Consider the following 9,444-nt stretch of genomic DNA (forward strand, 5'->3'; position numbering starts at 1 on the left):
TAAACCCTAAAATAGAAAAAGGCAATCAAGGCGCGGCTGGTAGTCTGCTTACGCCGGAAAATCGCTGCCAGTCTTAAATTGAGCCTATACTACAAAATCATACTACATTACAACTTAGGGATTCACGGGAAGTCTAGAAACTATTGTAGAGACGCGCCATGGCGCGTCTGGGCGGGTGCGAGTCACATCTGGATGCAACCCAAAAGATAGTAGTGAAACCCGCCCCTACACACATTGCCCCAAATACAGTGAAAAGTCTGGTCATTTGTTCTACTCGCTTCCCCAGCTCCCAGACGTGCCGTGGCACGTCTCTACACCGCTTCCCCAGCTTCCCCAGCTCCCCCTACTGATGTAGGCGCTGCTGATAGCGTTGTTGGATATCCTGAATCGTAAACACCGCCTGAAACTCTAACCCCACCGACTGGTAAAACTCAGCACCGCCTTGCTGGCGGTCAACCAAAGCCAGCACCTGATCCACTTGATACCCCGCCTCTCGCAGGCGCTCAACGGCTTTCATTGCCGATTTTCCTGTGGTTACCACATCTTCTAAAACCACAACCTTGGCTCCGGCTGGCAGATTCGGACCCTCGATATATGCCCTTGTACCATGTCCTTTGGCTTCTTTACGGATAATTAAAGCGGGAATAGGTCGATTTGCGATCGCAGACACCACACTCACCGCGCTGACAATCGGATCAGCACCCAAAGTTAAACCCGCAACGGCTTGGGTATCCTGGGGAAGGAGAGAAAGTAGCAATTGTGCGATCGCTAGTCCTCCGTGAGGATGCAGCGTAACCTGTTTGCCATTAATGTAATAGGAACTGCGCTGTCCCGAGGAGAGCACAAAGTCTCCCTCTTGATAAGCCAGTTGACAAAATAAATCGAGCAGCAACTGACGCTGTTGTGTTAATTGGGTTGAGGTATCCAGAGAAAGCAATGGTTTACTATTGTCAGCCATGATAGTCAGATGGTGAAAATCCAACCACCACTATACTGAATTCAAATATGAGAATATTATTGAGGAAAAGTGAGGCGACAAATTATGCATAAGGGGTTGAGGATATCGCTCAGGGGTTTGCTTATTGCTGCTTCCACGATAGTGGCTAGCACAGCTATGGCACAAGAAAACTTTGAGCCAGTCCGCCTAGAAAGGATTCCAGACACCTTTGAGCGAGCGTTTTTTAGCGAATCGGGAACGTTTTACGAAAACCGCAGTCTCCGGCGTCAGCTTGACTATATTATCGGTCCGGGTGGAATCGGGGGTGCGGCGTTTCCAGATTTGGAACTGGAGCGAGATGCCGAATTGATTAATATTCTCTACGAGGATGCATTAAACCAACAGTTTGCCAGTGATCCAGTGATTCGCACACCGGATTTACCGAATCCCTTCGACACCTCGGTTCGGTTATTGCCTGTTTCTGATCGCTTTAGACCCCAGGTGGGTCCCCGAATTGAAGGGAGTGAGTTTTTCTTTGAAGCTCCATTGCCACGTTAGCGGCTTTACATCAGCCACTTGAGCGGACGAGGATGTCAAAACAAAATCCAGGGTGCAGGAGTTGAACCTGCCTTGGGCGAATTATGAGTTCGCTGCCTCAACCGCTCGGCCAACCCTGGTTAATTGATCCTTACTCTATATTATAGTAATCGGAGTTGGATATCTTGCCGCAACCGTTGAGCTATTCCTGATGCTCGCCGCCTATTGCACAAGGATGCTTTTAGTACAAAAAGGCTCCAGAGCAGAGGTCAGACGGTTTTACCGGAATTAATGGGTCTAAAGCCCTGTCCTTTTAGGACGGCTTTTTATCTGTAGTCCCCAGGTTGCGGATAAGCTCTCTCAATACGTCGTTTTGTGTCCTTTGTGTCTTGGCACAATAACGCTTAAGTCGTTCAAGTTTCGCATAGTGAGCATCTAATCAATATCTGTTTCATCTGGGCACGACAATATCAAGACGCTATCATAATCACATGAAAGCACGACATTCGTACCGAATCTATCCCACGCTAGGGCAACGGAAATCGCTAGCCCGATTGTTTGGGTGTGTCCGTGTGGTATGGAATGATGCCTTAGGGTTGTGTCGGCAATCGGAGAAGCTACCTAAGAACAGTGATCTTCAGAAAATTTGTATCACTCAGGCTAAGAAAGCTGAAGAACGGGAATGGCTAGGTGAGGTATCAGCTATCCCTCTCCAACAATCGGTTGCCGACTTAGGAGTAGCATTCAAGAACTTTTTCTCATCCCGGCAGGGGGAGCGCAAGGGCTTGAAAGTGAATCCACCACGGTTTAAGCGGAAAACTAATCGCCAAACTGCACGGTTCACTAGGGGGGGATTTAAGCTCAAGGCAGCTAAAGTCTACCTAGCCAAGATTGGGGAAGTTAAAACCAAATGGTCACGTCCTCTGCCATCTGAACCCAGTTCAGTAACGGTAATTAAGGATTGTGCTGACAGGTACTTCCTCAGTTTTGTGGTTGAGGTGGAACGGAAAATACACCCGGCGAAGAACCCGTCCATCGGGATAGATTTAGGGTTAAAAACCTTTGCTTGCTGTAGCAACGCAGAGAAAATGGATAGCCCAGATTATTCAAGGGATATCCGTAAGCTTAAACGCGCCCAGCGACGGTTAGCTAAACGCCAAAAAGGAAGTAAGCGTCGCGGACGAATGCGGTTAAAGGTAGCCAAGCTCAACGCTAAAATCCGGGACAAACGGAAGGATTTCTTACATAAACTGTCCACCAAGGTGGTAGATGAGAACCAAATCATCGCCTTGGAGGATCTCAATGTTGGTGGCATGGTGAAGAATCGCAAACTGGCACGGGCAATCAGTCAGGCTGGATGGCGTGAGTTCCGCTCATTGTGTGAGGCTAAAGCCGATAAGCACAACCGGGATTTTCGGGTGATTAGCCGATGGGAGCCTACCAGCCAGGTATGCTCTGAATGCGGCTATAGATGGGGCAAACTAGACCTTTCAATCAGGACAATTGTCTGTGTCAACTGCGGCGTAGAACACGACAGGGATGATAATGCATCCACGAATATAGAAAGAGTCGGGGTAGGGCATACCCACTACTATAAACGGACAGGGAGCGCGTGTAAGACCTCTTATGAGGCAGTGCATGATGAGCTGTCAACCCACCCTTGAGTACGTGCAGCTATCACTGTTCGACTGGTAGGGAATCACCGTCCCTTGTAGGGCGGTGAGGATGTCAATTTTCTTCTATAACTTGAATCACTAATGAAATTCAACTCGACTGTAGCACTCACTCTGATTCTGCTGGCAATGATGTTAGGTGCTGGCTTTGTGAGTGCGATGTGGGGATTTTCCCTGGGTCATGAAGCTCTCAAAGGTGTGACTCAGCCCGATGTTCGCCCGACGAAGAAGCTGGCAAATAACCAGGAGGTTGAGCCTGGAGGTAAAGAGGTTACGCTTTTGAGTGAACGGGATATCCTGGTCAACGTTCACGCCTATATCCAAGACCAAGACAAGGATAAAGACTCCAATACCGATAATAACGACTCTGAGTCAAAGAGCCAGAGTGATACACAGAAGCCAGACGAGTCAGCCGCAGAGAATCAGCAATCTGAAGTTGAAGAAGCATCGTCTGAATCGGATGTATTCAACACACAGACATCGTTTACCAGTAGTGGCTCGAATCAAAATTTACCCCTCAAAAGCCAGGATCGGGGGGTCACTTTGGAGGTTCGTTCCGCCAATCTTCAGGGAGGCTCATTGTTGCTAGATGTCAGCTTAAAGAATGAGGGCGCTAATCCGGTTCGATTCCTTTATAGTTTTTTAAATGTTACCGATGACAAAGGTCGAGCGTTGAGTGCGATTACTGAAGGGTTACCGGGAGAATTGCCGTCAAATGGCGAGGAATTTTCGGGTACGGTGAGTATTCCTACAGCGTTGTTGGATGACGCCACAGCGCTTTCGTTAACTCTGACTGATTATCCCGATCAAAAGCTCAAGCTGAAAATGTCCGAAATCCCTGTCGCGAGGTAAACAGAAACGGAGCAGGTTTGGCGCATAATATTTTTCTTACCTTCGGTTCTATTGCTCCCTTTATGTTAAACGGTATTTGTCAATCAATACAGTCCCCTAGAGAAAGGCTATCTGTGGAGTCCCGTTGTAGCTTTTCTCTAGGAAGCAGTAGAACTACTTTTGCGGGTTACCTGCTACCGTTCTTATGGTTGCACAGTTAATGGTTTTCCTCACTGCGAGTGCTTCTGGGCCCCTTACCAGCCGGGACATGCTGTTGCGATTATTATTAGTCCTGCTTTTGATTGCAATCAATGCCTTTTTTGTCACGGCTGAGTTTTCGATGGTTTCGGTGCGGCGATCGCGGATTAACCAATTGGTTGATGCGGGGGATGTACAAGCCAAGACAGTTCAATCGCTACAACAGAGTATTGAGCGTCTACTCTCGACGACTCAGCTAGGCATTACTCTATCCAGTTTAGCCTTGGGTTGGATTGGAGAAAATACCGTCGCCGTTTTCGTCGCGGCGGTGCTGACTCAATTACCCCTACCCCCAGAGATGGTTCAAGGAATGGCTCATTCTCTGGCGATTCCGGTGGGATTTTTCCTGATTGCTTATCTGCAAATTGTTCTGGGCGAACTCTGTCCTAAATCTGTGGCGTTGCTGTATTCTGAACAGTTGGCTCGGCTTTTGGGTCCTCCGAGTCTGGTAATTGCCCGATTTTTCAATCCGTTTATTTGGATTTTGAACCAATCAACACGCTGTTTATTGCGGCTGGTAGGGGTGCAATATACGGGGGGATGGTGGAATAATCAGGTGACCCCCGAAGAGTTACAGTTAATTATTACCACCGAGCGGGAATCGACGGGTTTAGAAGCCGAAGAACGAGAATTATTGAATAATGTCTTTGAATTTGGCGAAGTTTTGGCAACGGAGGTGATGGTTCCGCGCACCAGCATTGACGCAATTCCCAGTACAGCAACGGTGCAAATGGTGTTAGAAGAAATTGCTAATACTGACCATTCTCGCTATCCGGTAACGGGGGAATCTCTGGATGATATTCGCGGGATTATCCATTTTAAAGAGTTAGCTAAACCCTTATCGGAGAGAAAATTAACCTTAGATACACCCATTGAATCCTGGATTCGTCCGGCTCGATTTGTCCCGGAATTAACTCCCTTGAGCGAACTTTTACCCTTAATGCAGCGATCGCACTTGGCGATGGTGATGGTTGTAGATGAGTTTGGCGGTACGGCTGGCTTGGTGACGCTGAAGGATTTAGTGGCGGAAATTATTGGTGATAACCCAGAACCAGAAAGTCCCGAAGAGGTGCCGATCCGAATTGTGGATGAACAAACCTTTTTAGTTCAAGCCCAAATAGATTTAGAAGAAGTTAACGAACTTTTGGATTTAAATTTACCTGTAACCGATGAATATCAAACCTTGGCAGGTTTTTTATTATATCAGTTCCAAAAAATTCCGCTTCAAGGGGAAATCTTAAACTATGAGAATCTGGAGTTAAAAGTTATCTCAGCCGAAGGACCTCGCCTGAACCGAATTCGCATTTATCGGAATGAATCCACAACTGTTCCCGCGGAAGATCTGTCTGAAACAGATGTGACGTCAGAAATTACTTCAAGCGAGAATACAGCGAATGGAACCCAAGGCGATACGCTAGATGCTTCTACCAATGATTTAGAATAAGCCAAAAGCGATTGAGTAAAGGGCGACCCGATCCAATTAGGAGTTGCTGAATAAGTCTTGTAGTGCAGGGGAAGCCGAGGGAGCAGGGGGAGCAGGGGGAGCAGGGGGAGCAGGGGAAGCTGTAATACTGTTTCCTGTTCCCCAGAATTTAGAATTCAAACACAGGCATAAGTTGTAACATACCTAATCCTAACTCCTTAACCGAGAGCGATCGCGCTTCAAAAAATGCCACCATGTCTTTGGGTTGAGGATTACCACGGGAAGCACCTTTGAGTCCTCTGGCGATAATTAACCCACAATACCCCTTCGTTTTTAGACACCGTTGTTCCCAATGCTTGCGATTAGCCGTATGAGCCGGATCAGCTTCGGGAAACTCGCCAAATAGGTAAAGATGACTATCTCCTGTTTGTAGAATGCCCAAATCGTAGCGATCGCCGACTAAGGGATCTTCTCCAGGGTTAAAGCCAATCCCCTTAAGTCCACCGGCTGTTTTAATTTGCTCGATTAAAACTTTAGCTTTCGGGCGAGTGGTTTGAATTAACACCACAGGTAACCCTTCTCCTATCGGCGGGGCGTCTTGAGATTGATAAAAATCAACACCCTCCCGTAGGAGTGCTATACTCTCCCAAGGCATCATCCCCAGACTCAGATAGGAATCTTTTGGCACTAAGTCATCCCGTAGAGGAAGTTCGAGTTCCTCCTCATCCTCCTCCTCATCCCAATCCTCGTCATCCGTATCATCAATCGCCATCTCCCACAACTCAGATGCGATCTCTGGTCGTGTAGACACTTGAATCGACACCGTTGTTTTTGACTCCGTATCTTCCGTATCTACAGGGATAGGAATGCGGTAGCGCTTGTTCATCGCCGGAAAATCATCCGCCGCTAATTTTCCGGATGAGCCTTGGAAAAATCGATGCAGGGCTTCTAGCGCCATATAGACAACCAGTGCTTCTTCCTCATCCAGAAAGGGTCGCATTCCCTCTAATGGATGCACCGCGCCAAAACTCGGCACAATCTCTTCAACGGATAACTCGGCTAAATCCCCATCCTCATCATCTTCAAATTCCTCATCCGCTGCTTCATAGGTGATAAACAAGCAATCTTGTCCCAAAAATGCCTTTTCCATCGCCTCTACAGATTCCTGATTGACGACCGACTCCCGAAACCGTTGCAGCGAATCTAAGGAGCGATAGAGCAGAATTCCGTACTCCACACCAAGCATACCCATGACCGAGACGTAGAACTCATCCACATCCCAGCGATTTAATTCCACACTCAGGATTTGATGATCAGCCAGGACATCCCAAGGCGCATCTTGCCATAAGTCATACGCCTTGCTAATCAACAGATCCGCATACTTAGGAGGTAAATGCGGCTGGCGCTGGAGGGCAATTTCCTCAAACCCGCGAAACAACTCATCAATCAGGGGTAAATCGGGGACATAATCGATGGCAATCTCCAACTCTTGCAGTACCCCACGCAACAAAAACTGAACTTCGCGATCGCGTACCACAATTTTAGACGGACGGGCGGGTCGAGCCGGACTTTGGGGATGTTCCATGGCTCGCAATAGCGTGCGAACAATCGCTTCAGGTCCCATTTCTAGCGAGACGATATCCATCGCCCGGACAATTCCTTCTGAGCCATCCACCCAAAGAATGCACTCATTATTACCCTCAGCATCAAAATCACCCTGATCGGATACAGTCACTAAAGAACGGCGATCCCCTTCCCAGACGCTGGGTATTTGGGGTAACCGTTTGAGCCGACGACGAGTATTGCGATTGAGAGCAGACATAGGGTATTTGACAATAAGTGCAAAAACCATGGCAGGTCAGCCATGATTAATAATCGATACTCCTATTAAACCGCAATACCTTCCGGGCTGCGCTTCATTGTTTGGACAAAGGAGTTCCCAAGAAAATTTTTATCGGGTAAATACACGCGCTTGGGGTCAGTCTCGATAAACTTGATCCATAAGCGTCCATAAGCGTGGCACATCAGTAGTTCATCATCCAACTTTAACCTAACCAGGAGTCACAACGTACTTATGACACAAGCAACAACACCGAAACGAGGTATCCAACTAACCGAACAAGCCCTCAAGCATATTGTGGCGCTGCGAGACCAACAAGGACAAGACCTATACTTGCGGGTTGGTGTCCGTCAGGGGGGCTGTTCCGGGATGTCTTACATGATGGATTTTGAAGATCCTAGTAAGGTACGGGATAACGATGAAGTGTTTGACTACGAGGGCTTCAAAATAATATGTGATCCCAAAAGCATCCTGTACCTGTATGGTCTGGTCTTAGATTACAGCAATGCCATGATTGGGGGCGGTTTCCAATTCACTAACCCCAACGCCAATCAAACCTGTGGCTGTGGCAAATCCTTTGGCGTTTAATTAAAAACGGCGCAATAGGGAAGTAGGGGTTTGGTTACCAAACCCCTACTCCATTTAAAATGACCGGAAATAAGGGGTTCAGGCTCCTCGTCCTTCCAGGACGACTTTTTCTGTGTTATCATGTTGATGCCGAGTTGTTCCACGTCAAATGTTGGTCTTTGAGTTCAAGGCTAAAGGAAAGACAACTCAATATTTAGCGATCGATGAAGCGATTCAAACCGCTCAATTTGTCCGCAACAAATGCATTCGTTACTGGATAGATAACGAAAATGTTGGACAAAAAGATTTGTATCGCTATAACACGGCGCTAAGAGCTGAGTTTTCCTTTGTCAAGGACTTAAATTCCCATGCTTGTCAAACGGCTGTAGAAAAAGCGTATTCGTCAATTGCTCGGTTTTACAGTAATTGCAAAAAAGCTATTCCGGGAAAGAAGGGTTATCCAAAGTTTAAGAAAAACTGCCGTTCAGTTGAATACAAAACTAGCGGATGGAAGCTTTCTGAAACTCGAAAACAAATAACCTTTACGGACAAAAAGGGAATTGGCAAGCTCAAGCTCAAAGGGACGTGGGACTTAAACTTCTATCAACTTGAATCAATAAAACGGGTGCGGTTAGTCCGTCGCGCAGATGGCTACTATGTTCAATTCTTAGTCAACGCCGAGAACAAGGCAGAAAGTCAGCCGACAGGAAAAGCCATTGGCTTAGATGTGGGACTCAAAGAGTTCTATACTGATTCTTTAGGTCACAAAGAGCCAAATCCCCGATTTTATCGAGAAGGCGAGAAACGTCTGAGCTTCCTTCAAAGACGAGTTTCGCGCACTGAAATTGGCTCCGCCAACCGAAAGAAAGCCATCAATCGATTAGGGCGAAAGCACCTCAAAATAAGTAGGCAGCGTGAAGAACATGCCAAGAGAATGGCGCGTTGCGTAATCCAATCTAATGATTTGGTCGCTTATGTAGACGCGCCAGCGGCTTGCCGAAGGCTAGATTTGAGGATTAAAAATTTAGTTAAAAATCATTGTTTAGCCAAATCGATCAATGATGCAGGTTGGTATCAATTCAGAAAATGGCTGGAATATTTTGGGATTAAATTTGGCAAGATAACCATCGCGGTTAATCCTGCCTACACTTCCCAGGAATGTTCCGATTGTGGCACAACAGTTAAAAAGTCTTTGTCCACTAGAACTCATGTTTGTCGGTGTGGATGTATTTTAGATCGAGAGTGCGATTCGTTCAGTCTAAACCTGGCAACAGGGGGACGACTGGCATCTGTTGAGTAACCATAAGGGTTGAGAAAGCACTTTAATCCTCAGCAGATGACAACTTAATAGTCATGTAGGTGAGGGGAAGTATCCTAG

9 protein-coding genes and 1 tRNA gene are annotated in these 9,444 nt (G+C 47.0%); 7 read left to right on the forward strand and 3 right to left on the reverse strand.

Annotated elements, in window-relative coordinates:
• The first annotated feature begins 158 nt into the window (after nucleotides 1–158).
• Nucleotides 159–350 carry a hypothetical protein gene (locus tag RIM23_RS16915; RefSeq protein WP_446368351.1) on the forward strand — a complete coding sequence of 64 codons (192 nt, stop codon included), beginning with the start codon at nucleotides 159–161 and terminating at the stop codon, nucleotides 348–350.
• Here RIM23_RS16915 and pyrE read toward each other — a convergent pair.
• Nucleotides 344–958: an orotate phosphoribosyltransferase gene (pyrE, locus tag RIM23_RS16920; protein ID WP_446368352.1), complete on the reverse strand. Its 615-nt coding sequence runs from the start codon at nucleotides 956–958 to the stop codon at nucleotides 344–346. The two genes, RIM23_RS16915 and pyrE, sit on opposite strands and share 7 nt — an antisense overlap.
• Nucleotides 959–1,099: 141 nt before the next feature.
• On the opposite strand from pyrE, the gene RIM23_RS16925 reads away from it, so the two are divergent.
• Nucleotides 1,100–1,495 carry a hypothetical protein gene (locus tag RIM23_RS16925; RefSeq protein ID WP_446368353.1) on the forward strand — a complete coding sequence of 132 codons (396 nt, stop codon included), beginning with the start codon at nucleotides 1,100–1,102 and terminating at the stop codon, nucleotides 1,493–1,495.
• A 46-nt stretch (nucleotides 1,496–1,541) separates the two neighbouring features.
• On the opposite strand, the gene RIM23_RS16930 is transcribed toward RIM23_RS16925, so the two are convergent.
• Nucleotides 1,542–1,614: transfer RNA gene (locus RIM23_RS16930), tRNA-Ile, on the reverse strand.
• Nucleotides 1,615–1,965: 351 nt separating this feature from the next.
• On the opposite strand from RIM23_RS16930, the gene RIM23_RS16935 reads away from it, so the two are divergent.
• The 3 genes from RIM23_RS16935 (at nucleotide 1,966) to RIM23_RS16945 (ending at nucleotide 5,680) form a co-directional block, all read left to right on the forward strand.
• A complete protein-coding gene (locus RIM23_RS16935; protein WP_446368354.1) occupies nucleotides 1,966–3,138 on the forward strand; it encodes an RNA-guided endonuclease InsQ/TnpB family protein in 1,173 nt (390 codons plus the stop codon).
• Nucleotides 3,139–3,231: 93 nt separating this feature from the next.
• Nucleotides 3,232–3,999 (forward strand): hypothetical protein, encoded by a 768-nt coding sequence (locus RIM23_RS16940; RefSeq protein ID WP_446368355.1) that lies wholly within the window; start codon nucleotides 3,232–3,234, stop codon nucleotides 3,997–3,999.
• A gap of 184 nt (nucleotides 4,000–4,183) precedes the next feature.
• Nucleotides 4,184–5,680, forward strand: a complete 1,497-nt coding sequence (locus RIM23_RS16945; RefSeq protein ID WP_446368356.1) for a hemolysin family protein — start codon at nucleotides 4,184–4,186, stop codon at nucleotides 5,678–5,680.
• A 148-nt stretch (nucleotides 5,681–5,828) separates the two neighbouring features.
• On the opposite strand, the gene RIM23_RS16950 is transcribed toward RIM23_RS16945, so the two are convergent.
• Nucleotides 5,829–7,481, reverse strand: coding sequence for a DUF6930 domain-containing protein (locus RIM23_RS16950; RefSeq protein WP_446368357.1), 1,653 nt, complete (start codon nucleotides 7,479–7,481; stop codon nucleotides 5,829–5,831).
• 252 nt (nucleotides 7,482–7,733) lie between these two features.
• Here RIM23_RS16950 and RIM23_RS16955 point away from each other — a divergent pair, with 252 nt between their 5' ends.
• Entirely contained in the window at nucleotides 7,734–8,087 is a 354-nt protein-coding gene (locus RIM23_RS16955; RefSeq protein ID WP_446368358.1) for a HesB/IscA family protein, read from the forward strand.
• Between the two features lie 148 nt (nucleotides 8,088–8,235).
• Nucleotides 8,236–9,366, forward strand: a complete 1,131-nt coding sequence (locus RIM23_RS16960; protein ID WP_446368359.1) for an RNA-guided endonuclease InsQ/TnpB family protein — start codon at nucleotides 8,236–8,238, stop codon at nucleotides 9,364–9,366.
• The last annotated feature ends 78 nt before the right edge of the window (nucleotides 9,367–9,444 follow it).

The organism is Coleofasciculus sp. G3-WIS-01 (assembly GCF_040223135.1).
GTDB lineage: Bacteria > Cyanobacteriota > Cyanobacteriia > Cyanobacteriales > Coleofasciculaceae > Coleofasciculus.

What these genes read in the sequence shown, in the direction of transcription:
- RIM23_RS16915 (WP_446368351.1), top strand. Translation starts at nt 159, where the DNA reads ATGGCGCGTCTGGGCGGGTGCGAGTCACATCTGGATGCAACCCAAAAG.
- pyrE (WP_446368352.1), bottom strand. Translation starts at nt 958, where the DNA reads ATGGCTGACAATAGTAAACCATTGCTTTCTCTGGATACCTCAACCCAA.
- RIM23_RS16935 (WP_446368354.1), top strand. Translation starts at nt 1,966, where the DNA reads ATGAAAGCACGACATTCGTACCGAATCTATCCCACGCTAGGGCAACGG.
- RIM23_RS16940 (WP_446368355.1), top strand. Translation starts at nt 3,232, where the DNA reads ATGAAATTCAACTCGACTGTAGCACTCACTCTGATTCTGCTGGCAATG.
- RIM23_RS16945 (WP_446368356.1), top strand. Translation starts at nt 4,184, where the DNA reads ATGGTTGCACAGTTAATGGTTTTCCTCACTGCGAGTGCTTCTGGGCCC.
- RIM23_RS16950 (WP_446368357.1), bottom strand. Translation starts at nt 7,481, where the DNA reads ATGTCTGCTCTCAATCGCAATACTCGTCGTCGGCTCAAACGGTTACCC.
- RIM23_RS16955 (WP_446368358.1), top strand. Translation starts at nt 7,734, where the DNA reads ATGACACAAGCAACAACACCGAAACGAGGTATCCAACTAACCGAACAA.
- RIM23_RS16960 (WP_446368359.1), top strand. Translation starts at nt 8,236, where the DNA reads ATGTTGGTCTTTGAGTTCAAGGCTAAAGGAAAGACAACTCAATATTTA.